General features: G+C 53.7%; 18 protein-coding genes. 1 reads left to right on the top strand and 17 read right to left on the bottom strand.

Annotated elements, in window-relative coordinates:
• Nucleotides 1–614: 614 nt before the first annotated feature.
• The 10 genes from MYS68_RS00960 to MYS68_RS00915 all read right to left on the bottom strand — a co-directional run bounded on the left by MYS68_RS00960 (nt 615) and on the right by MYS68_RS00915 (nt 15,061).
• Complete coding sequence (locus tag MYS68_RS00960) at nt 615–1,439, bottom strand: carbohydrate ABC transporter permease (RefSeq protein ID WP_248924022.1); 825 nt, start codon at nt 1,437–1,439, stop codon at nt 615–617.
• A 15-nt stretch (nt 1,440–1,454) separates the two neighbouring features.
• The gene (locus tag MYS68_RS00955; RefSeq protein WP_248924021.1) at nt 1,455–2,396 is read right to left on the bottom strand and encodes a carbohydrate ABC transporter permease; all 942 of its coding nucleotides are present in this window, start codon (nt 2,394–2,396) and stop codon (nt 1,455–1,457) included.
• A 242-nt stretch (nt 2,397–2,638) separates the two neighbouring features.
• On the bottom strand, nt 2,639–4,684 hold the full coding sequence (locus tag MYS68_RS00950; RefSeq protein WP_248924020.1) for an eCIS core domain-containing protein: 2,046 nt from the start codon (nt 4,682–4,684) through the stop codon (nt 2,639–2,641).
• 159 nt (nt 4,685–4,843) lie between these two features.
• Complete coding sequence (locus tag MYS68_RS00945; RefSeq protein ID WP_248924019.1) at nt 4,844–5,980, bottom strand: glycoside hydrolase family 88 protein; 1,137 nt, start codon at nt 5,978–5,980, stop codon at nt 4,844–4,846.
• Between the two features lie 74 nt (nt 5,981–6,054).
• The gene (locus MYS68_RS00940; protein ID WP_248924018.1) at nt 6,055–8,070 is read right to left on the bottom strand and encodes a beta-galactosidase; all 2,016 of its coding nucleotides are present in this window, start codon (nt 8,068–8,070) and stop codon (nt 6,055–6,057) included.
• Nucleotides 8,071–8,155: 85 nt separating this feature from the next.
• A complete protein-coding gene (locus tag MYS68_RS00935) occupies nt 8,156–9,529 on the bottom strand; it encodes an ABC transporter substrate-binding protein (RefSeq protein WP_420852077.1) in 1,374 nt (457 codons plus the stop codon).
• Between the two features lie 206 nt (nt 9,530–9,735).
• A complete protein-coding gene (locus MYS68_RS00930; RefSeq protein ID WP_248924017.1) occupies nt 9,736–11,358 on the bottom strand; it encodes a response regulator transcription factor in 1,623 nt (540 codons plus the stop codon).
• On the bottom strand, nt 11,351–13,168 hold the full coding sequence (locus MYS68_RS00925; RefSeq protein WP_248924016.1) for a sensor histidine kinase: 1,818 nt from the start codon (nt 13,166–13,168) through the stop codon (nt 11,351–11,353). The genes MYS68_RS00930 and MYS68_RS00925 overlap by 8 nt, the downstream gene beginning before the upstream one ends.
• A gap of 106 nt (nt 13,169–13,274) precedes the next feature.
• Nucleotides 13,275–14,108 (bottom strand): carbohydrate ABC transporter permease, encoded by an 834-nt coding sequence (locus MYS68_RS00920; RefSeq protein ID WP_248924015.1) that lies wholly within the window; start codon nt 14,106–14,108, stop codon nt 13,275–13,277.
• Nucleotides 14,109–14,119: 11 nt separating this feature from the next.
• On the bottom strand, nt 14,120–15,061 hold the full coding sequence (locus tag MYS68_RS00915) for a carbohydrate ABC transporter permease (protein WP_248924014.1): 942 nt from the start codon (nt 15,059–15,061) through the stop codon (nt 14,120–14,122).
• 189 nt (nt 15,062–15,250) lie between these two features.
• On the opposite strand from MYS68_RS00915, the gene MYS68_RS00910 reads away from it, so the two are divergent.
• Nucleotides 15,251–17,119, top strand: a complete 1,869-nt coding sequence (locus MYS68_RS00910) for a DUF2264 domain-containing protein (protein WP_248924013.1) — start codon at nt 15,251–15,253, stop codon at nt 17,117–17,119.
• A gap of 50 nt (nt 17,120–17,169) precedes the next feature.
• On the opposite strand, the gene MYS68_RS00905 is transcribed toward MYS68_RS00910, so the two are convergent.
• The 7 genes from MYS68_RS00905 to MYS68_RS00875 all read right to left on the bottom strand — a co-directional run bounded on the left by MYS68_RS00905 (nt 17,170) and on the right by MYS68_RS00875 (nt 23,854).
• Entirely contained in the window at nt 17,170–18,186 is a 1,017-nt protein-coding gene (locus MYS68_RS00905; protein WP_248924012.1) for a substrate-binding domain-containing protein, read from the bottom strand.
• Between the two features lie 85 nt (nt 18,187–18,271).
• Nucleotides 18,272–19,909 carry a glycoside hydrolase family protein gene (locus tag MYS68_RS00900; protein ID WP_248924011.1) on the bottom strand — a complete coding sequence of 546 codons (1,638 nt, stop codon included), beginning with the start codon at nt 19,907–19,909 and terminating at the stop codon, nt 18,272–18,274.
• A gap of 9 nt (nt 19,910–19,918) precedes the next feature.
• A complete protein-coding gene (hxlB, locus tag MYS68_RS00895) occupies nt 19,919–20,473 on the bottom strand; it encodes a 6-phospho-3-hexuloisomerase (protein ID WP_248924010.1) in 555 nt (184 codons plus the stop codon).
• Between the two features lie 4 nt (nt 20,474–20,477).
• Complete coding sequence (gene hxlA, locus MYS68_RS00890) at nt 20,478–21,107, bottom strand: 3-hexulose-6-phosphate synthase (protein ID WP_248924009.1); 630 nt, start codon at nt 21,105–21,107, stop codon at nt 20,478–20,480.
• Between the two features lie 12 nt (nt 21,108–21,119).
• Complete coding sequence (locus MYS68_RS00885; protein WP_275983405.1) at nt 21,120–22,079, bottom strand: sugar kinase; 960 nt, start codon at nt 22,077–22,079, stop codon at nt 21,120–21,122.
• A gap of 51 nt (nt 22,080–22,130) precedes the next feature.
• Nucleotides 22,131–22,970, bottom strand: coding sequence for a carbohydrate ABC transporter permease (locus MYS68_RS00880; protein WP_248924008.1), 840 nt, complete (start codon nt 22,968–22,970; stop codon nt 22,131–22,133).
• Complete coding sequence (locus MYS68_RS00875; protein ID WP_248924007.1) at nt 22,970–23,854, bottom strand: carbohydrate ABC transporter permease; 885 nt, start codon at nt 23,852–23,854, stop codon at nt 22,970–22,972. Before MYS68_RS00875 ends, MYS68_RS00880 begins: the two co-directional genes overlap by 1 nt.
• Between the last annotated feature and the right edge of the window lie 68 nt (nt 23,855–23,922).

The following is a 23,922-nucleotide window of genomic DNA, read 5'->3' as shown; positions in this document are numbered from 1 at the left end:
ACGTTCGCTATTTCATCCATTTGTCGCCATTTTCTAAAATTAGCGGAACTGAGATGCGTTAAATACCCGTTGTAACGGTCTCCAGGTCATTTTGAGCCAAATTAGCGCACCGTAGTTCCTCTATCCGCTCCAGACCTCCGCTCCCCGGTCCAATAGCGCACCACAGTTCCTCTATCGCCCGGTGCCTCGCTATCGCCCCAGTCCAGGCCCCCTCCTTCAACCCGTTTGCGCACCGTAGTTCCTCTATCCGCGCCGGACCTCCGCTCCCCGGTCCAATAGCGCACCACAGTTCCTCTATCGCCCGGAGCCTCGCTATCGCCCCAGTCCAGGCCCCCTCCTTCAACCCGTTTGCGCACCGTAGTTCCTCTATCCGCTCCAGACCTCCGCTCCCCGGTCCAATAGCGCACCACAGTTCCTCTATCGCCCGGTGCCTCGCTATCGCCCCGGTCCTATCCCCCGTCCTTCAGCCCGTTTGCGCACCGTAGTTCCTCTATCCGCTCCAGACCTCCGCTCCTCCGCTCCCCGGTCCGATAGCGCACCGAAGTTCCTCCGGAGCTTCCGCCTGCGACTCGCCGGCGGAAAGAGCCCCTTCCCGCCGCAAAACCTCGCGTCTGTTACCCCTTGACCGCTCCCGCCGTAATGCCGCTGATGAAGGAGCGGGTCGCGAACATAAACAGGATCAGCATCGGCAGTGCGGCTATCACATACCCGGCGAACTGCAGCCCCTGCACCTGATCGAGGGGCCCCTTGATGTTGCTTAACGCGAGGATGATCGGCTTCACTTTGTCCCCCGACGTCGCCACGAGCGGCCAGATGTAGTTGTTCCACCCGGTCAGCGCGTTGATCACGGCCACGGTGGAGATGACCGGCTTGGACAGCGGAAGCACGATGCTCCAGAACACGCGAAGCTCGCCGGCTCCCTCCGCCTCCGCCGCCTCCAGCAGGCTGCCCGATATGCCCTCGAAAAATGTCCGCATCAGCATCGTCGCGAGCGCGGAGGCGCCGGCCATCGGGCCGAAAATTTGCGCCGAGTACGTATTGAGCAGCCCCAGATGCTTGAACAAAATAAACTGCGGGATGAGCAGCAGAAATCCCGGCACCATCATGAGCATAATGATCAGCGAATACAGCGCCGGCTTGCCGAAAAACTGAAAACGCGCAAACGAATATCCCGCCAGCGTGGAATTTACGAGCACGCAAACGATGATGCCGGCCGTAATCAGAATGGAGTTCCAGATGAACGGCCACGTTTGCCGGAAAGCCCCTATATAGTTTTCAAAATGCAGCGGAAACGCCGGAATCCAGAAATGATGCACGATCTGATCCTGAAATTTCAGCGAAGTGATCAGCAGCATGTAAAAAGGGAACAGCGTCAAAAGCAGCAGCAGCAGCAAAAACAGCTGATTGACGGCAGCCCCGATAACACCGGATTTGCGCATTCGGCCTCCCCCCTTCTAGTCCGGATTTTCCGCGGGCCTGATGAACTTGTTCGCCGCCAGCGTAAACAGGATGAGGATGACGAAAATAAGCACACCGATGGCGGAGGCGTAGCCGAGCTCGTTGTATTCGAACCCTTTTTTATACAAATATAGCGCCGGCGTCAAAGTCGAGAAGCCGGGGCCACCGTTTGTCAGCACGAGCACGTTCTCAAAGCTCTGATACTGGTGGATGAACGCCAGGATCACGACGAGACGGATTTGGTTTTTGATGAGCGGAAGCTCGATATGGATAAAACGCCGCCAAGCCGACATGCCGTCCAGCTTGCCGACCTCGAACAGTTCCTGCGGGATGGTAACCAGCCCGGCCAAATAGATCAAAAAGTAAATGCCGCCGATCCACGGAAAACCGACGAAAACGATCGCCCCCAAGGCGGTCGCGCTTTCCCCCAGCCATGCATGGGTCCAGGCATCGAGGCCGGCGGCCTTGAGAAACGAATTGAGCACGCCGTTTGACATATAGATCCATTTCCAGATCAGAAAAATGATGATATACGGCACGACCATCGGCACGAGAAACAGCATCCGGTACGCAGGCTGCAGCTTTTTACCCGAATGAAAAACACCGACGGCCGCAAACAGCGGAAACGTAAGCTGGATGAGCACAAAGCTGAGCGTCAGGATGGTGACGTTTTTCAGCGAAACGTAAAAGGTCGGGTCCTTCAGCAGCCGGATAAAATTGTCCGCACCGACAAATTTATCGATATTCGCGCCGTTCCACTGGTAAAACGATTTCAGGATAGCCGTAAAAAAGGGATAATATTTAAACAGCCCCATGGATAGAAAAATCGGCAGCAAAAACGAATACGCCAGCAAATGTTTCTCCAGCTTCTTTTTCCTCCGGAAAGCCGCGGGCGCGGTCACCCTGGCGGCAGACGAAGCGGGATCATTTTGCGCCATTGCTTCTCCTCCCTTCGCACGTAACCGCTTGAACAAGCTTTATGATAAGGTGCGCCGCTACCTCTATCTTAGCTCGCCGCAGCAAGGGAAGCATTGCCGATTCCGCCATGTTTGGCGCCGATTGCGCTTAAGTTGACTCCGGCCAAAGGCCCCGCAGGGCAAAGCAAAAAAGCCCTGAGCTAGAATCCATTCAGCTGAGGGCTTACTTCAGCCTTATCAGATTCTGCAGTCAGGGCTTCGTGTTACAGCGTCGCATTATAATGGTTCAATGTATGGATGATATCGTATTGGGGGGCGCCGCTCCCGACCACGACCTGCAGCGGCTGCTGGATATTGTTGTACGTATTGTGAATCACGAAGGTGCCGTTCGTTATTCCCAATTGGATGGCGATCGTTTGTACCTGCCGGATGCCCGCTTCGATATATCCTTGCGGGGCTGCCAAATCGTTTTGGACGAGCACGGTCCGAAGCGCAGCGGCGGCGTCAGCGTCCATCGGCACGCCTGCCGAGATAGCCATCGCGTAAATCAAACAATTCAGCCCTTGACTCGGCGTCGAAACCACCTTTTTATTTAACGTTTTTTCCAAATCGACGGCTCTCACCTGAGCCATCCGGAGAGTGGCCAGATCGATGCTCTCACGCTCCTTGCTCAGCTCGCTCAGACTCAGCGGCGACGATTCGGGCAAATCTCCGCTGAGCATATGCGTATCCCTGCCGGAATTTTCCTCCCGGAACGCGTTATCGTCGCTGATGTACAGCGTCGTAATCGCGTAGTCGTCACTGCCGACATCGGCGATCGCGAAAATCCAAGCTTTCTCCGCGCGCGGCGTCACTTCCTCCGTACCGTTGTTCAGCGCATCCTTGACGTCCTTGACGGTTTTGCTCTTGACTTGGCCACTCCGGGCAGTACGTTCGACCGAGTACCAAATCGATGCGATAGGAGTCGATCCGAACACCTCGAGGAACGGAATGAGAATGATGAATCGCTCCCCTGCATCCATTTCCTTCGTGACGCTCTTCGAGCCCCCGGCAAATTTGATGACGGCGTTCGGAAACAGCTGAACGACCAGCTTGTGCCTTTCTTGAATGCTGCCTGCTTTTTTCAACCGTTCAAGCCGTTCGCTGACATAAAGAACCGCAAGGCTGGCGGTTTTCTTGCTTAGAAATCCGCCTGACACAGGGGCGAAATGCCCCTTTTCCCCCGTGCTCGGGTTCATGCCGTATAACGTGCGCAGCTTAAGCCGGACCTTCTTGCGCTCTTCTTCGCTGGGACCGGCCAAATCGTCGCCGCCCAGACTGTCATTGACTTCATGGGCAGTCACCATCTTATCCGACGGCAAATGCATCGAAAACGCATGTCCGCGCTTGTCGCTTTTTACTTTCGTATAAGTGTCGCCCGCGACCTGCTCCGCCTCGTTCACGATCTCGGAGAACCGCGGAGGAATCGAGCTGTAGTTTCTCGGCGCGTAGACCATCTCCTGCGACAATCTCAAAATATCGGACCATAACTCGGCTGTCCTCAGCCTTTCAAACAACGCGATGATATCGGAAAACTCCATCCGGAGAATGTCAATGTCCGTACCGTCCGACAGCTTTATCGTGCGGAGCTGGGCGACATTGTCCGAACTTTGCGGCAGCGGCGTCCTGAGCGTGCCGGACGGGGCGCCGGTGCCGAACCCGGAGTACTTCTCGGCTTTTGCCCCCATGGCATCCGCTTCCGCTTCCAGCGCGGGATCATCGTTAACGGCCGCCCCCTTGGCCTGGTAACCGGGCTGCACGCGGCCCTGACGCTGCTGCACGACGTGCCAGCCTTCGTGCGGCAAATGCCGCTCCTGGCCCGGTCCGAGATGAATCTCGCCGCCCTGCGCGTAGGCCAGCGCCCCCAACTTGGCCGGCTTGGCAGAATTATAATGCACCTTCACATCGGACAAATCGTAGCCGGAAAGCGACTCGAGGCCTCTTTTCAAACGGTCGGGCATGCCGGTGCGGTTAGGCCTCTCCGAAGCTTCCTGCGGCTCCGCCGTTTTGGGTGCATCCGAAGCCGCCGGATCGTTCACCCGCTGAACCGGTGCGTTGTGCGGGCCCTCCGTCAATAACCGGATCGTAGCCGCGTTGCCGAGCATCCGCTGCAGATGCGCAAAATCCGAGTGGACAAGCGGTGCCGCCGGATCCCCCATCCGCTGCAAGGCGGCGGTGTCTGCATGCGTTACACCGGCCGGCTGCGGGTCCGAAATTTTCCGAACGGGCGTTGCTTTACTCTTATTAGAGCCTTGTTTCGACTGAAACATCATGAACCCCCGTTCGAACTGTTTACCCTCAGTATATCATCAACATCCATTTATTGGGGTAATTTTCGCGTGAATCGTTTGGATCCGCAAAAAATAATCCCCGGCCATGCAGGCCGAGGATCGGAATGAATTTGCTCATGAAGTATGCCGGCCGGCGGCTTACCAGAAAAGCTCGCGGCTGCCGTTTAGTCGGGCGATGCCTTCGGCAAAATAATAATCGCCGTAAATAAGCGGAACGTCGATGTTTTTTTGCTCGGGGAAATGGCTCGTTCCGTGAAGGATAAGCCCTTCCTCCGCTTCCGTTTCCCATGCGCCGTAGTTCGCGTACAGCGAATGCAGGATGTTCTCGCCCGCCCGGCGGTACAGCGCCGCTTCCCGTCCGCCGACCTGATCGGCAAGCAGCAGCAGGCCGCAGGCCGCGCAGGCTCCCGCGGACGAATCGCGGTATGCCGGCACGTCCTCGGGCAGCCGGAAGTCCCAATGCGGCACGTGATCTTCCGGCAAATTCGCGATAAAGAAATGCGCCACGCGCTTCGCTGCATTCAGATACGCTTCGCTTCCCGTATGCATATGGCTGAGGCTCATGCCGTACAAAGCCCACGCGGTTCCGCGGGACCAGGCCGACTCGGGCGCATAGCCTTGTCCGCCGTTCACGCCCACCTTCTCGCCGGTTTCCGGATCGAAGATGACGATATGGTTCACCGAGCCGTCCGGCCGGATGAAGTGCTCGAGCACCGTGTCTGCGTGTCGGACCGCGATATGCTTGTAGCGCGGATCGCCGGTCGTTTTGGCGGCCCAATGCAGCAGCGGCAGGTTCATCATGCAGTCGATGATCGCCCAGCCTTCGTTTCGCTCTCCTTCCCGCCACGGGTTCCAGGCGCGAATGTATCCTCCTTGCACGTTGAAGCGCGCGGCCAGCAAATTCGCCGCAAGCAGCGCGCGGCGCTTCGAATCGTCCGCTCCGAGCAGCTTGTAGCGGGCCACGCTCGTCAGCGTCCACATGAAGCCGATATCGTGATCGAGCTTGTAATAATCCATAATCACCTGATCGAGCTGCCGTTCGCACGATTCCGCAAGCAGCCGCAGCGATTCATCCTTCGTATCCCGGTATATGAGCCAAAGCAGCCCCGGCCAAAAGCCCGCCGTCCACCAGGACGCCGGTTCGAGCTTGTACTGTCCGTTTACGCTGGCATGCGGAAACCCGTCGCCGATGCGCTTGCTCGTTCTCGCCACTTTGTTTACAATGCTGCCCCAAGCTTCCCGAGCCCAGTCCGCCTGTCCTGTCCATTCCGTCATTTTTTCTCCGCTCCTCGCCTATAAATCAATTTATGGACATGTAAAAAAAGTCCGCGCCACAAAATGTATGGGGATCATCCCTCAAGAATCGCTACGCCATATGCATCAAGTTCCAAGACGGCTTCGTGCACCAGGCCGGTCAGCAGATCGGTATACGGACCGTCCAGGCGGACAGCCGCCTTCCCTCGATTATGGTTCAGCACGAACGTATACCGCCGGTCATCCTTGTATCGGCGCGTCAGCTCGATCCCCGGATCGGCGTCCAGCGGCGCGCGAAGACCGGCCCGCTCGCACAGCGTGGCGCACAAATCCGCGATAAACCGCTGCTCGGCATCGGCGGCGACGTAATAAGCCAGGCCTTGGCCGAAGCCGTTTTCCGTCAACACGGGCATGCCCGCATAGAAGTCGTCGCCATATACGGCAAGCGCCTTCGCCCCTTCCAGGTGGAGCAGATCGCAGAGCAAGCCGCATTCATACTCGTCCTGGACGCGGCCGAAGCGGCCCTCGACCTGCATGACGATGCGGTTTTTCATCTCCGGCGGCAGGCTGTCGATCTCCTCGACCCAAATGCCGAGCAAATCGCGCAGCTCGCCCGGGTAGCCGCCGAGCGTCACCAGATCGTTTTCGTTCACGATGCCGCTGAAAAAAGTCGTCACAAATACGCCGCCCTGGCGGACAAACTCCTTGATCCGCTCGGCCACTCCCGGCTTCAGCATATAAAGCACCGGTGCGACGATCAGCTTATAGGACGACAAATCGCTTAAAGGACTGATCACGTCCATGCCAATGTTTTGGTCGTAAAACGCCTTATAATACTTCTGCGCTTGCTTCAAATAATCGAGGTCGACGCTCGGGCCGCTCGTGATTTCCACCGCATTCCACGTATCGATGTCGAACAGCATCGCGGCCTGATGATCCAGCCGCGAATCGAGCAGCGTATCCCCGAGCGCCTTAAGCTCGCGGCCGAGCTCGGCGCACTCGCGGAATACGCGCGTATTTTCGTGGCCGACATGCTCGATCATCGCGCCGTGATATTTCTCGCAGGCGCCGAACGACCTTCGCAGCTGGAAAAACATCACCGTATCCGCACCGCGCGCCACCGCCTGATAGCTCCACAGCCGCATAACGCCGGGCCGCTTCAAGCTGTTGTACGGCTGCCAGTTTTGCTGGCTCGGCGTCTGCTCCATCAGCATAAACGGCTTGCCGTCCTTTAAGCCCCGCATATAGTCGTGGCGCATCGCCACATTGGACATCGGCTCGTTCATCTGCGGATAGCTGTCCCAGGAGACGACGTCCATCCGGTCCGCCCACTTTTTCAGATCGAGGCCGTTAAACAGCCCCCAAATATTCGTCGTCACCGGCACGTCCGGCGTAATCCGCTTCACCGCGTCATATTCGCCCTGATAGCAGGCCAAAATCGAATCCGACATAAACCGCTTGTAGTCGAGCATCATGCTCTGGAAGCAGCGGTTGTCGCCGCTCAGATTCGACGGCGGCACGATGTCGTCCCAGTCGTACGCCGTATGTCCCCAGAAGCTCATGTTCCACCGGCGGTTCAGCTCCTCTACGGTGCCGTATTTCGCCCGCAGCCATACGCGGAACTGGGCCGCGCAGTTGCTGCAGTAGCAGTGCGGGCCGTATTCGTTGCCGATGTGCCAGATCAGCAGGGCCGGATGATCCTTGTACCGTTCCGCCAGCTTTGCGGCGAGACGTACCGAATACAGCCTGTACGTCGGACTGTTCGGGCAAAAATTGACGCGGGAGCCGTGGGTCCGCTTCCTCCCGTCGACATCGACCGGAAGCACGTCCGGGTACTTCCTCGACATCCAGGCGGGCTGCGCCGCCGTGGATGTGGCAAGGCACGCATAGATGCCGTTCTCCGCGGCCAAATTCAAAATCCGGTCCAGCCACTCGAACGTATAAACGTCCTCGGACGGCTGCAGCTTCGCCCAACTGAACACCGGCAGCGTCACGATATTGATGCCGGCCTTGCGGAACAGCCGCATGTCTTGGGGCCATATCTCTTCCGGCCATTGGTCCGGATTATAATCCCCGCCGTACCAAACGGACGGCAGCTTGGAATTGATCATCTGCGCTCACGCTCTCTTTCCGACTCATAACCGTTAAAAATAGAGAGAACCCGAAGTTCTCTCTATTCCGATGCAAATCCATATATTATTTCTTGTTGGAATCAATAATTTTTTGCGTTCGCTCCTGCGTGTTTTTGATCATCGTATCGAGATTTTGCTTTTCCAAAATCAGCTTCTCGTATTCTTCGTTGATCACTTTGTACACGTCGGCCTGATAAGAGGTCGGAGGCACAAGCTTGGAAGCGCGGGCATTCATCAGCACCGCTTTCAGCGATTCTTTGTCGACTTTGTCCGGGCTCTTCGTTCCGGCCAGAATCGTATCGATGATCGTGCCGAGCTCTTCGTTTTTCACTTTCGTCCAGGATGGTACGTATTTGCCTTGAACGAGCACGCCTTCCGTGGTCAGGTAGCGGATGAATTGGAAAGCTTCCGCTTTGTGCTTCGATTTTTCAGCTACCGCCATGAAGTCCGTCGTTACCATCGAGTAGCCGCCCGGATCGGAAGCGTTGTTTTTCGGGAACGGCGCTACCGCAACGTTAAAGTTCAGCGGGAATTGCTCCGTTCCGCCAAGCTCGGAGTTCATCCAGCTGCCGATCACGACCATGCTCGCCGACTGGTTGAAAAATTGCGGGCGGTAATGCAGCTTCTGGGAAATCATATCCGTATACGGAGTCGCCGATTTGTCGACCTTCTCCATCTGGTAACGCATTTCGATCGATTTGCGGAACAGCGGGTTAGCGAGGTTCGATGTGCCGTCCGCCTTCAAATAGTCGGAGTTGTCCGGCTGATTGGCAAGCGCCAGTCTCGTAAACTCCAGCCAGCCGCCGCCCTGCGGCCCGTGGAAATACGTGCCGTACCGTTTGGACGTGCCTTCGCCTTTGGTCAGCTTTTTGGCATAATCCATAAACTGATCCCAAGTCCAATCCTTCGGCACTTCGAGACCCGCTTCTTTCAAATGGTCCTTGTTGAGCATGACGTACCAAGGGTTGAACTTGCCCGGAAGCGCGTAATATTTGCCGTTCAGCTGCGTATCGACCTTGTATTCCTCGGTTACCTTGAAGCCTTCCTTCTGGATGAACTCATCCAGCGGCGCAGCCATGCCGAGCGCGACGCGCTGGGCGTACATGCCGGGTTCGCTGAACATCATGACGTCCATCTCTTCGCCGGAAGCGGCGGCAAGATCAAGCTTTTTCGCGTATTCCTGCGTGTCGCCCTTTTCGCTCAGGTTGACCATGTCCACTTTGATGTTAGGATATTTTTTCTCGAATCCGGCCAAAACTTTGCTCCACGCCTGCTGCTCTTCGCTGCCGAAGCTGTGGAATTTGATCGTAACCGGTCCTCCGCTGCCGCCGGTGCTGCCGCCCGCTTGGTCGCCTCCGGATGCGCAGCCGGCCAGCATGCTGACCGCAACGGCGCCGACTGCCGCGCTTGTCCAAGTTTTTGCTTTTCTGCTCTTCATAGTGCCCCTCCATTATCTGTATTCGGTCTTGCCCTCGATGTTTTCGTTTACAAGCCCATTATAGCAACTCGTTCCGGCGGCAGGATGACGCGATATTGACTTCTCTCGACGTTATTTTTACTATTCTGGTCCCCCAAAAGTGAAGTGATCCTCTGTAGCCGATTCCGAGTACTTTTGGGAGAGCCCCGTAAAAATCCAGTGAAGAGCTACACTCTCGAAGAGGCGGATTCCCCCCGATATTCCAGAGGGGTGACTCCGGCGACCGACTTGAACATTTTGATAAAATAGCTGTGGTTGTCATAACCGAGCGCCTCGCCGATCTTGGCGACGGACAGGTTGGTTTGATCGAGCAGCTCCTTGGCCCGGTCCACCTTCATCCGATTGACGTATTCGATAAACGTTTCCCCGGTTTCCTTTTTGAACAGGCGGCTGAAGTAGCTCGGGTTCATATAAAGATGCTCGGCCACTTCGTCCAGGCTGATTTTCCGGTTCAGGTGCAGCGACACGTACTGGCACGCATCGAGCACCTCCGTGCGTTTGCTCAGCACTTTGACGCCTTCGACGACGGCCAGCGAAGATTCGAAGAAATGGATCATCCAATCCTCGATCTCCTCGAGCGTATCCATCTCCAGCAGTTCCCGGTGCAATACCTCCACCGAAGACGAATTCCGGAACAGCTGCATCGACTGCAGCTTCAGCTTCAAATCGAGCACAAGCTTGAGCACCCAGTCCTTGACCGTATCCGGACGGAAGCGCTCCTTGCGCAAATATTTCATCCAATGGGAAACCATCGGCTGCACCGCTGCGGCGTTTCCTCCGATCAGCGCCTCGCGGAAGCCGCTGACCGCTTCATCGTAAGATTCGAACAAATCGGCTTTGGAGAAAAACGGCTGCTCCTTCTTCTCCACCGACCTGCTGCGCATATAAAACCGCTGGCCGGACGAGCCGAGCAGCTCGGCAAGTTCGCGCCTCAGCTCGAGCGGTTCGCCGCATGTTTTGCCGATGATAAACGAAAGCTTGATCTTCACCGTCGCCTCAACCGTCGACTGCAGCTTGCTTAAAAACGTCACGGCCTCATCGTAAGGATTCGTTTTCAATCCGCCCTGCGAAGGAATGAGGATGTAGGAGCGCAGCACATCATAGGTAAAATTGACCGTGCCGTTCTGCTCGTTCCGGAAAATTTCTTCGAGAATATTGTTGACCGCAAAACGCAGCACATCATCCGTGACGAAGCGCTGCCGCGCCGATCTTTGGCCGTCGATGTAGCAGGCGACCGGCAGGCATATTCGTCCCTTAAGCTGCAGGCCGAACGATTCGGCCTCGGCAAGCCACGATTCCACACTGAGAATCGGTTCGTGAACCGTGCTGCGGATGAAGCTTTCCTTATGCCGCTCGCGGTTGCGGTTGACCATGTGGCGCAGCTCGTTTTGCTGCTCAAAGCGGCCCTGCTCCTCGTCCAGGCTCGCTTTGAACTGCTCCAGCAGCTTCAGCAAATCGTCCGGGTCGAGCGTGTCCTTCAGCAAATAGTCCTGGACGTTCAGCTTGAGCGCCTGCTGCGCATAATGAAATTCGCTGTGGCACGATAATATCGCAAAACGTATGCCCGGCTTCAGCTCCTTAAGCGCGCGGATCAGCTCGAGCCCGTTCATCCGCGGCATCCCGATGTCGGTTACGACGATGTCGGGCATTTGGGCCTGCGCCGCTTCCAGTGCGACCGCACCGTTCTCATATTGTCCGATCAAGGTCATGCCCAGCTTGTCCCACGGAATCGATTCGGACAAAAACTCGAGCACCGGATAATCGTCATCCACGAGCATGACTTTATACATGTTCGCTCTCCTCCTTATGCTTCGGAATATACATCGTCACGCAGGTGCCTCTGCCCGGTTCGCTGTCGATCTCCATCCGGAATGCGTCGCCGAACGTCATACGCATCCGTTCGTACACGTTGGCCAGACCGATGCTGGAGAAGCCTTTCCTCTCCGGCTCCCCCGCTTCCTCCGCGCTCAAGGTCAACCGGCTGCGTATTCGGGCGAGCTGCGCTTCATCCATTCCTTGCCCGTCGTCTTCGACCTCAATGCGCACGCACTCCTGGTCCGCCGTCGCCTGCAGCCGGATCGTTCCGGCACGCTGGCTCAGCCCGTGAATCAGCGCATTTTCGATCATCGGCTGCAAAAACAACCGGGGTACGCGCTCCAGAAATACATCTGTGGCGATGTCGACCTCAAGCTGCACCTTCTGCTTCTGCCTCATATTCATCAGCTTCATGTAATCGATGGCGGTTTCCACCTCTTCATGCAGCGAAATGTAACCGTCGTCCTGGATCGTCATCCTCAGCAGCTTGGACAGCGAGCTGATCATCTCCGCGCTTTCCCGGTCGCCTCGGCCGAACACCTTCATACGGATCGAGTTAAGCACGTTAAACAAAAAATGCGGATTGATCTGCGCCTGCAGCATCTTAAGCTCCGCTTTGCGCTTGCGGACCTGGGTGAGCGTGATTTCGTCGATCATCGCCGAGATGCGGTCGAGCATCAAGTCGAACGATTTGCCGAGCCGGCCGATTTCATCGTGGCCGCGGATGTAGGAGCGCACGCTCAGATCGCCCTTTTGCACCAAACCGGCGACTTTATCCAGCTTGAGCAGCGGCTTCGTAAAAGCGCGCAGCGCGATCATCAGCAAAATAAAAAACAACGCAAAAGAAACGAGCTGAAGCAAAAATACGTTTTCGAAAATCGAGTTGATCTTCGAGACGGCGGTCCGGTACGGGATAAGCGACACGAGCCTCCAGCCGTTAAATACGAGATCCCGCCTGGAAATTAAATAGTCCGTCCCGTCAATGCGCACGATATTGGTGTCGTGATTGGCTTCCGCCTGCTTCAGATAAGGAAAACCTTGGCCGATCCGGGCCGGATCCGTATGGGACAAAATCCGGTTGTTCCCGTCCAGCAGCATCACCTCGAGGCCGGACGGCAGCTCCTGAAAATACCTGTGGATTTGGCTTTCCATGATCGTCACGACAACATAGCCGTATATCGTCATATCCGGAAGCCTCAAAGGGCGAACGACCGTAAGCTGGTAAGGATTGTTGCTTAACCGCTCGCTGGCGAATGCAGTAGGCAAAGTTCCTACCCAATAGGAATTATAACCGTATACGTTTTTGGCGTTTTCGAGCCACGGCTCCTTCAGCAAGCTTTCCGGAGCAAAATCGTGAGTCGGATAATTGGTAAAGTAAAGGCCGTTCCGCAGAATAATCGTCAAGTAGCTCTTTTCCCCTGCAAAAGTCAACCCGTCAATCTTGTAATACACCTCACGGCCCGTGATGAACTGTTCGTTGGTCATTCTTTCTTTGTCGTAGGCAGTGGCATTTAGCTGCTGCAATGCCATGCTTATTCCCGTGTCAAACTCAAAGTAGTTGAGCAGATAAGTCATGTATTGGAGCACGTTTGTGACGTGCCCATCCACCAGCTTCAGCGTCTCCTGCGCGTTCGATACCGCCTGATCCTTCACCGCATCGCGCGTCAAATAGTTGTAAACGGTGAGAGTCGCGAGCGCAGGCAGCATAATGCAGATGACGGACACGAGCGTCAGCTTGGTGCGGAACGATTTGATGGAAAATAAACGCAGCCAGCGCCTGTACATCCGGAATCCCCCTCTTGGTCGTAAAAGCAAAAGAGGAAGAATCGAGATCTTCCTCTCTAACATTATATTCTATTCAATCATGATCCCAAAGAGGAATGGATTTCCATCAGCCCTTGACTCCGCCGACTGCAATGCCTTCGATGACGCTCTTCTGTCCGAGCATAAAGATGATGAGCAGCGGGATGATCGCGGAAACCGCAGCGGCCATGATCAGCGAGTAAAATTCGCCGTTGATCGAAGCGAATTTTTGCATCGCCAGCTGAATCGTGTACAGTTTGTCCGAGCGGATAAAGATCAGCGGATACTGGTAATCGTTCCACGTCCAAATAAAACGCAGGATCGCATACGTGGCGACGGCCGGCCGCACGAGCGGAAACGCAATTTGCCAGAAGATGCGCCAATGTCCGGCTCCGTCGATTTTCGCCGATTCGATAAATTCGTTGTGCAGTCCCATGAAAAACTGGCGCAGCATAAACGTTCCCAGCACGCTGAAGCAGCCAAGCAGGATGAGCCCGAAGTGGCTGTCGAACAAGCCGATGTTGCGGTACAAAATAAACTGCGGAATTTGGATCGCCTGGCCGGGAACCATGTAGGTGGCCAGCACGATCAGAAACAGCCATTTCCCCGCGGGAAAGTCGATTTTCGAGAAGCCGTAAGCGGCCATCGCCGAAACGGTGCACGAAATGAGCGTCGTCAGCACGGATACTTTAATCGAATTCCAGTAATACTTATAGAAAGGATATTTGCCCATCCATACTTCGCTGTAGTTCTGGATCGCGTGCCAGCTGTGCGGAATCCATTCGATCGGATATTTGAAAACGTCCGTCTCCAGCTTGAACGATGCCGAAAGCATCCAGAAGAACGGCATCAGGAACAGCAGGCTGACGGCAAATAACACGACGGTTGCGATGATTTTACTTAACTTTACGCGTTCCTCCACGGTGCCACCTCCTAGTAATTAACCCATTTCTTTTGCCCGATCCACTGCAGACCGGTAATGATCAGCACGAAGCCGAACAAAATAACGGCCATCGAAGAAGCATACCCTACGCGAAGATTGACGAACGCCGTATCGTACAAATACCAGACGAGCAGGCTCGTCGACTGCATCGGGCCGCCTTTGGTCAGCACGGCGACAAGGTCGAACACCTTGAACGTGGAGATGATGCCCGTCACCAGCAAAAAGAACGTCGTCGGCGACAGCATCGGCAGCGTGATCCGGCGGAACTGCACCCATGCGTTCGCCCCGTCGATATCCGCCGCCTCGTACAAATCTTTCGGAATGGACTGAAGTCCGGCCAAATACACGATCATGTTGTAGCCGATCGAGACCCATACGGAAATCATCATCACGGAAGGCAGCGCGTAAGCCGGGTCGGCGATCCATTTCGGCGGGTTCGCGATGCCCAGCGACATCAGAAACTGGTTGACCGGCCCGGCCGACGGGTGAAACAGCACCTGCCATACGATCGCCACGGCCACAACGCTCGAAATATAAGGCATGAAGTAAGCGACTTTAAAAAAGCTTTTCCAATACACGTGTTTGTTGATCAGTATTGCCAAAAGCAGCGATACGGCCAAATAGATCGGCACCGTGAACATAAAAATGAAGTTGTTTTTCAGCGAAATGATGAAGCTCTCGTCTTCGAACAATTTGCTGAAGTTGGCCGCGCCGACCCATTTGAGCCCCTTCATGCCGGCGACGAAATTCCAGTCGGCGAAGCTCAGCACGAACGTGGCGATGATCGGCAGCAGCGTCAAAATCGTCACCCCGATCAGCATCGGGCTTACGAACAACAGCCCCGCCCACGTTTCCCGGCGGCGGAGCCCGCTTTTTTTATGTCGGATTTGCTTCGTTTCCGTCAGTGATTTGCTTGTTACGGTCGAACTCACTTTATCTTCACCTCTCGCTTGATGTTGTTCAGCATGTGTACATTATAGAAAAACGGCGGGTGTCGACCATAACGCTATTTTGATTTCTTGAACGCCTATTTTGACTTGTTGCGGCGATTTTGATTTTTTTCATCCGATCTGCTTTATAATCGGGTTCGTGGCACGACAAGACGAGGGGGCGTTTTTATCATGGAAAAAAATAAGCTGCCGATCTCGCAGAACCCGCTGCGGACCAAGGAGGATCTGCGCCTCGCTTTCGCGCAGCTCACCGGTCCGCTGAAGATTTATTACAGCGCAGGTTCGGCGCAGCTTCAGCTGGGACATACGGGCGCGAGCTATGCGAGCGACGTTGCCGGATACGAAGGCTTCTCGCGGGTGCTGTGGGGACTTGTGCCGCTGCTCGCCGGCGGAGGCGATTCGGACCTTTGGGAGACCATCCTGCGGGGAATCGCAAACGGAACCGACCCGGCGCACGAAGAATACTGGGGGGAGCCGAAGGACTACGATCAGCGGTCGGTCGAGATGGCCGCTTTCGGCTTCGCTTTGGCGCTTATTCCGGACAAACTTAAGGGAAAATTAAGCGAGCCGGAGCTGGAGCGGTTTGTGAGCTGGCTCCGCTCGATCAGCGATCGCAAGCTGTGGGACTGCAATTGGCTGTTTTTCCGCGTGCTGGTGCATCTGGGTCTGAAAAAAGCCGGCTTCTCCCATGACAGGCAGTTGGTGGAGAGCACACTGGATGAAATCGAGCGGTTTTACCTCGAGGACGGCTGGTATGCCGACGGAGTAGGGGGCCACAGCGATTATTACGTGCCGTTCGCCATCCACTTCTACGGACTGCTGTACGCCAAGCTGATGGAGGAGGACGATCCGGCGCGCTCCCGGCTTTATAAAGAGCGGGCCGCCTTGTTTGCCGAGCAGTTCATCTATTGGTTCGCCGAAAACGGCGCGGCGCTCCCGTACGGAAGAAGCCTTGCGTACCGCTTCTCGCAATCGGCGTTTTGGAGCGCACTCGTTTATGCGGGCGTCGAGCCTTTCCCGCTCGGCGTCATGAAGGGGCTCATTATGCGGAATTTGCGCTGGTGGTTCGCGCAGCCGATTTTTCATGCGGACGGCACGTTATCGATCGGATACGCGTATCCGAACCTGATCATGGCGGAAAACTACAACGCGCCGGGCTCGCCTTATTGGGCCCTCAAAACTTTCCTGCCGCTCGCGCTTCCGGACGATCATCCGTTCTGGGCGGCGGAGGAGCTGCCTCTTCCCCCGCTCGGCGCGAGGTCCGTGCAGAAGGCGCCGCATTTGATCGTCTGCAGGCAGACGGAAGTCTCGCACGTGCTCGCCTTTAACTCGGGGCACTTGTCGACGAACGAACATACGCATACGTCGGCCAAATACGAGAAATTCGTCTACTCCACCTTCTTCGGATTCAGCGTGCCGCGGGCGGAATGGGGCCTCGCGCAGGGCGCGTTCGACTCCATGCTGGCGTTAAGCGAAGAGGACAACCTGTACCGCGTGAAGCGCAAATGTGAGGAAATTTCGGTGGAGGACGGGCTCGTCTATGCGCGCTGGACGCCGTGGTCCGACGTCGAGGTGCGGACCTGGCTGATTCCGGGAACGCCGTGGCATGTGCGGGTTCACCGAATCGGCAGCGCCCGCGCGCTGGACGCCGCCGACGGCGGATTCGCGCTTGGCATCGAGCGCAGCTCCGGCCTATCGGCGGCGGGAGAGCTGCGGGTCGCGGAAGCCGAAGGCGGCGTTTGTGCCGTGAACGCCGACGGCGCCAGCGGCATCAGGCTCTTGTACGGCGGCGGCCGCGCGGAGCTGATTTACCCGCACGCCAACACCAACCTGCTGCATAACCGGACGGTCATCCCTACGGTGAAGGCCAAACTCCCCGCAGGGACGAGCTGGCTCGTCACCGCCGTCTACGGCGATGCGGCGGTGAATCCGTCTCTGCAGCGGTGGGAGGCCGCGCCGGTCGCGAAGGTGGAGGAAGGGCAGCTTGCCGTATATATGCCGGGTGAGGATGGGCCGGCGTTTCAGATTAACATCCTCTAACACAAACAAGCAGCCGTGTAAGAATCACGGCTGCTTGTCATATTGACGGCCTAAGCGCCGCACGATTTTCTTACTTGCAATTTCCCTTTGAAGGAAATGACATTCGAGCCCGTATCCGGCAGCTCTCTCGATTTGATCTGGCCGAGCATCAATTCGGCGGCTTTATTGGCCATTTCTACTGCCGGATGCTTGAACGTGGTCAGAGGAGGGCTGACAAAATCGGCGAAGTTAACATCGTCGATCACGGCAACCGCCAGCTCGTCCGGAATGCGAATATTGTTTTTCAGCAGGTATGGCAATATCTCCATGAGAACCAAATCGTTCCCGGCGAGCAAAGCCGACGGAGGTTTTTTCGTCTGAAACAGCTCTTCCAGCTGACGGGTAACTTCACTTATATTCACGCTTCTGACATACAGGGGGTCAAACCCGATTCCGTGGTCCTGAAGGGCGGCTTTATACCCTTGAATCCGTTCGGACCGCGTGCTTATATTGAGAGGCGGCGTGATGATGGCAATATCCTTATGGCCTTGGCTTATTAAATGAGAAGTGCATGTGTATGAGGAATGAATGTTATCCATCACAACCGTATGGACCGGCAAATTTTCCACTTTCCGATCCAGGAAAACAACCGGATAATGTTCATTTACGAGCTGCCGGTAAACCTCATCGTTTTGGCAGGTAGGTACAATAATCAATCCGTCCACTTGCTTGGCTTTGAGCATGTCAATGTACTTCTTTTCCTTGGACGGGTCTTCATCCGTATTGCAAACAATGACATGGTAATCATGGACATGACAGTAATCTTCTATCGCCCGGGTAATCTCTGTCGAAAATCGATGCAGCAAATTCGCTACGATCACTCCGATCGTCGCGGTTGTTTTTTGCTTTAAGCTTCTCGCTATAAAATTGGGCTGGTACTCCAGCGCTTTTATAGTCTGTTCGATTCTCATTTTTGTCTCTGCCGACATATATTCGTATCTTTGATTGAGATATTGCGATACGGTGCTTTTCGATACTTTGGCGGTTTTCGCAACGTCTAGGAGCGTAGCTTTTTTGCTTTTAGTCACGGTAGTCACCCCCCTGGAATCCATTTTCCCTGGTTATGTACCCATAATTCCACATTTTAAACCTATCTTACAATAAAAAATTTCCTTAATCTACCTTTGCGTCGATCCCATGATGGAAAGAAGGCCCGCCGGCAGCCATATATCCGCTGCTGTGTCCTTCCGGATCCGGAGAAATCCAGAAAGAGTACAATTGCGAATTCTCCATATAAAAACGTATCCGTATGACGCTGCGATCCAAATCTTCCAATTGCCGATTTTTCCACCTGATTTGAACTTTTGTACTGTCAGCGGCAACCGGGATGCACTCCGATTTGGAAAATCCTTGTATGACATTGGAGTCTTCATCGAGGAGCTCGGCATAAATCGCGCCTGCGCTCGAGTCCACATTCACGAACAAATACTGGCCGTTAAATTCCAGCTTTTTGGTTACGACATACCCGCCTTTTCCTTCGTCGGTCAATGAGGCAAAACCGTCTCTTCTCAGCTTGGCCAGCCCTACACTGCCCCCCGAATATTCATGAGTTCCGAAATGGGGCGATTGACCGGAGAAAAAGGAAACGTAAAAATATAACTCATCCCCAACAACAAGGCACACACCGTTCGGCGAATGCGCATACCCGTAATTCCATGTCCCCGGCTCGCGGGAAGACGAAATAAAATTGTCATAAGTCGGCCGGTCCCAATGAAATCCGTCTCTGCTGTAAGCCAACTTCAAATCATTGATTTTGGGCATTTTGGTCAGTTCGCAAATGGGATTGGGCGGACCCATAAAAACACTGAATACACCTAGCATAATACTTTCATAGGGGGTTGCATCCAGATTGTATAACTGGGTATAATAACCTAACTTCGGATCCGGCGAATCGTAAATGTCCGTCCTTGCCCAGAAGCGGACGTCCTCACTTTTCCACTTGGCCCCCTTGAAGAAGTCCTCCGTTTCATAATATCCTCTTGTTCTTACGCGGCTGTCTAACGATGAGAATGTACGTAAACTGAAAGCCCATTTTTTCGTAAACGGATTGTGGAAAAAAGTGGAGTTGTCTCCGGCAAGAGTCGTTTCCCCCACCTCGGTCCAATCGATGCCGTTGGCCGACTTATACAACTTAATGGTTTCAACAGGCGGGACAGATCCGGGTATATCATGAAAATGCTTCGGCATCCGGTGATAATATTTCACTTCAAAATCAAACTTTCGATAAAATACGAGCATTTTATATTTCTCGCTTGCGTCCGCAGCCTCATAATCGATCCATACGGCCGATCCGTCGCGGAGCGCTCCGGGTTCGTACGGAATCACTCTGTCGTCCTGCCTGTCCGGGTAAAGCTCGGACAACCGCTTCCAGCGGATTCCATCGTCGCTTTCCGCGTAACCGATCCCGTCGAACCATCCGGCCTGGTACCACATTTTAAACTTCTTGTCGGTATCGTCATAAAAAATGCCGTCATTGAAAGGACATGCGCACGTGCAATAACCGTCGTTCAATTCAAGAGGCGTTTCCGGCTCAAATACCGGTTGTTCCATGAGAACCGGCTGATGGTATTTGGTTGTCAGATTGGTGTCCTCGATGACAAACTCATCCACGAACAACTGCCTTCCGATCGATATATTTACAATCTCCGGCCAGTATGCTTTATAATCCGCAGGCAGCGGCTTATCCAGAGCGGTCTCCTTGTATTTGGGCGGCCATTGTTCCGGCAGCATAATATTATTGTATAATTTCATTCATCCACCTCATTGCAGATTCGTATGGCGTCGCGCCATCTCTTGATAAGAGCCGTCACCCGCCTCAACCGAAATGCCGATAATCACGGCGTCAAGCAGCATATGCAAGCTTTGGTCGAACTGGTTGCCAAGCGGCTGAATCGTAGGCGGCTCATCTTCCAGCCTCAGTTTGGTTGCGGCCGGGATTCTAAGGGTCAGATCGCTGTATCCCGCTATTTTCGAGTTCCGGTTGGTAGTGATGAGCATGACGGATGCTCCGATCTTTTTCGCTTGATTGGCATATAAAAGAACGGCTTCCGTAGTTCCCGAACCGGAAATCGCCACGAGCACATCGCCAGGTTCAATACTCGGCGTTATCGTCTCCCCGATCACATACGCGTTGAAACCGGCATGCATAAGACGCATGGCGAAAGCTTTTCCCATCAACCCGGACCGCCCTTCGCCGGCAACGAAAATGCGCGCAGCCCCTTTAATTCCTTCGCTAAAAGCTGCGAATTCCGCTTCGTTCACCCGGTCCAAAACTGCGGCAACCTCGATATTCATTTGCGCAAACAACTGTTTCATAATATCAAATCATCTTCCTTCTGATGGTATCCGTTACTTCTCTTCGGCGAGCGGCTCCCGTAATCGCACTTCCCACGATGACGATGGCCGGTTTATAGGGAATGATTCGTTCTATCGAATCCGCATTAACTCCCCCCGCATATGCAAACTCGGCGCCGTCCAGCGTGTGCAGGAACGAAACGATCTCCGCCTCCTTCAGATTGGCTCCCTGCTGATCCTGCATGTCCTTTCCGATATGCACGGAGAAGAGGCGGGCTCCCAACTCATACAGCAGAGCGATGGAGCCCGTATCCTCTATCCCTAACAAATCGATCATCACTTGTCCATCCGCTGAACGTGCTGCTGCCAGCGCATCCTTGATCGTCTTTGCATCTGAAAACGCCATGACCGTCGTAATGTCGGCCCCCGCGGACAATGCTTGTATCGTCTCGTGTTTTCCGGCATCGCATGTCTTCATATCGGCCAGAATTAACTTATCCGCGTATCTTCGCTTCATATCGGATATGATTTCTACTCCATACTGCTTGATAACCCCGGTTCCGATCTCGATGATGTCGATAAGATCTTTCACTTCTTCTACGATTTCCACACATTCCTGTCGTGTCAACCGGTCCAATGCCAACTGCAGCTTCAAATCAACACCCTCTTATCGTTCGATAAACTCGCTTGCCCCAAGCTTTTGCATTACCTCTTCGTAATATGGAAGCCCTTCATTATCTCCCGATACGCTAACGACCATAGAGCCTACCGTATTCGCAAACGTCAGCGTTTTTTCCAGCGGCCACCCTCTTATGATTCCGAGCAGAAAACCCGCGTCAAATCCGTCGCCTGCGCCGACCGTATCTGCGATCGTATTTACTTTTACGGCAGGCATGCTTACTTTAAGACCCTCATTATAACCTACACTGCCTTCGGATCCTTGCTTGATGGCCATACAGCCTATTCCGTATTCGGTAAATTTCGCTATCATCTCGTCCAAATCGCGAACGCCGAGCAAAAATTCAGCCTCTTCTGCACCTGTAAGCATAATGTCGACGTACGGAAGCAGCTGCGTGAGGCAATTTCTCGCTTCTTCCTTTGACCATAACTTGAAGCGGATATTCGGATCGAATGCTACCAATACATTATTTTTCTTTGCTATCTCTATTGCCTTGTGAATGACGGACATATCGTTTTGACGGATTGCCGAGAACACGCCGGTTATGTGAAGGATCCTGGAGTTCTTTATATCCTCGATGGGCAGGTCCTCCGCTTTGAGCGTAAGCGTGGGCGAGTTCATCCTGTAGTAAAACGTCCGGCCTGCGCCGTCTTCCCGTATCTCTTTAAAATTAACGGATGTCGTGTACCCTTCCATGAACCGGACATTGGATACATCGATGCCTTCGCCTCTTGCAAAATTGTAAACGTACCTGCCGAACTCATCATCGCCAAGCCGGCTGATCCATGCCGATCTCATCCCCAATCGGGCGCAGCCGATCGCCAGGTTGAGTTCGGCTCCGCCGACTTTGCGTTCGAATTCGGCAACATAGCGCAACGGTCCCTTGCTTTTAGGGTTCATCGTCACCATGGCGTCTCCTATTGTAATGACATCCAAACTCTTATCCAAAGTAATCTCTCTCTTCTATGCGAAATAGTCGTATATTCAGCTTCTTAACTTTTACTTAACGGCCCCTTGCATAACGCCTTGAATGATATATCGCTGAGCGAAAAGATAAATGAGCAGGACAGGCAGCGTGATCAATAAAATACCCGGTAAAAATTTGGCATAATCCGTAGAGTAAATATCTTTAAATACTTGAATGGCAAGCGGCAAAGTAAGATTATCTTTACCGGCGTTTTGCAGGACGATCAATGGCAATAAGAAATCGTTCCAAATCCATAAAATATGCAGGATCGCGATGGTCACGGAAGTCGGACGCAAGATGGGCAGCACAATCTTGAAAAACGTTTGACGGCGGTTGCACCCGTCCATATGCGCGGCTTGCTCCAGCTCAAACGGCAGGCTCTTGATAAATCCATGATAGATGAACACCGCCAGCGGACTCCCGAATCCGATATACATGAAAATCAAAGTTGACTGAGGCATGACGTTGATCCAACCGAGCATCTTTCCATAGACGCTGACCAGCGGTATCATAATCGATTGAAACGGAATAATCATCGACGACACCATGAGCATAAACAACGTATTATTCAACCCGGATTTGTTTCTTACAAAATAATGCGCGGTCATGGACGAGAGCAGCAATATGATCGCAACGCTGATGAACGTAATGAAGAATGTATTGATAAAACTTCTGAAATAATTCATTTGCTGAATGGCCGCTTTAAAATTCGCGAAATCTATGGACGCAGGCAAGCTAAAGGGCGAAGCCAAAATTTGCGCATTCGTTTTGAAGGAGTTGATCAAGAGCAAAACAAATGGAAACATGCTCACAATGAGCGCGGCTATCATGATGATGTAAACCGATGTCTGCCGGATAAGACGGGTCTCCATTATATTTCGACCTCCTTTTTCTTGCTGAAATACACCTGCAGCATCGTTACGGCGGCAACAATGATAAACAGCACGATTGCTTCCGCTTGTCCCATGCCGTAATCGTAACTTCTGAACGCTTTATCGAACACGTGCATGGAAACAAACACGGTGCTTTCAAACGGTCCGCCTCCCGTTAAGGAGTAGTTCAAATCGTAGACCATAAAACCTCTTTGCAAGGAAAGGAAGATCGTCACAATAAATGAAGGAACCATAAGCGGAAGTGTCATATGAATCAGCTTCTGCCAGCCGTTCGTACCGTCGATCGTAGCCGCCTCCAAAATATCTTGAGGGACATTCATTAGACCTGCGATAAAAATAACCATCATATACCCCGCGTAATGCCACACGGTGACGACGACCAAAGCCCAAAACGCTTTATCCGGATTACCGAGCCAAGATTTGCTAAACATAGCGATTCCGTATTGATTGCCGATATTCACGAAAAAGTTATTGAACAAAAACTGCCAAAGAAATCCCAGCACCAAACCGCCGATTAAGCTTGGCGTAAAAAATGCCGCACGAAAGAAATTTTGACGTTTGATCCCGGCCACTACCAAATAAGCCAATAAAAAACCTACTGCATTAATCAGAAAAACGGTCGCGACCACATATTTAATCGTAATCCGCATCGAACTCCAAAATTTCGCGTCGTGAAAAACTCCGAGATAGTTGTCCAATCCGACAAACGGCATACTGGAAGAAATGCCGTCCCACTTAAAAAACGTTAAATAAATGCCATAAAAAAACGGGACGATCATGACCATGAAAAAAATCAATACTGTCGGTCCCGTATAAAACAGTTGGTTACCTATTCGATGGACCAGGCTTTTTTCCGAGATCAATTGGACTCTACTCCGCTTCTATGTGATTTAACTTCTGAAAGCGATGGATGGAAGCAACCGGCTTTCAT

Origin of the sequence: Paenibacillus hamazuiensis (assembly GCF_023276405.1) — a bacterium.
GTDB lineage: Bacteria > Bacillota > Bacilli > Paenibacillales > NBRC-103111 > Paenibacillus_AF > Paenibacillus_AF hamazuiensis.
The sequence above is the reverse complement of the archived record's forward strand: the minus strand, read 5'-3'. Positions and strand labels throughout refer to the sequence as shown.

What these genes read in the sequence shown, in the direction of transcription:
- MYS68_RS00945 (WP_248924019.1), bottom strand. Translation starts at nt 5,980, where the DNA reads ATGACGGAATGGACAGGACAGGCGGACTGGGCTCGGGAAGCTTGGGGC.
- MYS68_RS00900 (WP_248924011.1), bottom strand. Translation starts at nt 19,909, where the DNA reads ATGAAATTATACAATAATATTATGCTGCCGGAACAATGGCCGCCCAAA.
- MYS68_RS00925 (WP_248924016.1), bottom strand. Translation starts at nt 13,168, where the DNA reads ATGTACAGGCGCTGGCTGCGTTTATTTTCCATCAAATCGTTCCGCACC.
- MYS68_RS00940 (WP_248924018.1), bottom strand. Translation starts at nt 8,070, where the DNA reads ATGATCAATTCCAAGCTGCCGTCCGTTTGGTACGGCGGGGATTATAAT.
- MYS68_RS00960 (WP_248924022.1), bottom strand. Translation starts at nt 1,439, where the DNA reads ATGCGCAAATCCGGTGTTATCGGGGCTGCCGTCAATCAGCTGTTTTTG.
- hxlB (WP_248924010.1), bottom strand. Translation starts at nt 20,473, where the DNA reads ATGAAACAGTTGTTTGCGCAAATGAATATCGAGGTTGCCGCAGTTTTG.
- MYS68_RS00950 (WP_248924020.1), bottom strand. Translation starts at nt 4,684, where the DNA reads ATGTTTCAGTCGAAACAAGGCTCTAATAAGAGTAAAGCAACGCCCGTT.
- MYS68_RS00930 (WP_248924017.1), bottom strand. Translation starts at nt 11,358, where the DNA reads ATGTATAAAGTCATGCTCGTGGATGACGATTATCCGGTGCTCGAGTTT.
- MYS68_RS00955 (WP_248924021.1), bottom strand. Translation starts at nt 2,396, where the DNA reads ATGGCGCAAAATGATCCCGCTTCGTCTGCCGCCAGGGTGACCGCGCCC.
- MYS68_RS00910 (WP_248924013.1), top strand. Translation starts at nt 15,251, where the DNA reads ATGGAAAAAAATAAGCTGCCGATCTCGCAGAACCCGCTGCGGACCAAG.
- MYS68_RS00935 (WP_420852077.1), bottom strand. Translation starts at nt 9,529, where the DNA reads ATGAAGAGCAGAAAAGCAAAAACTTGGACAAGCGCGGCAGTCGGCGCC.
- MYS68_RS00880 (WP_248924008.1), bottom strand. Translation starts at nt 22,970, where the DNA reads ATGGAGACCCGTCTTATCCGGCAGACATCGGTTTACATCATCATGATA.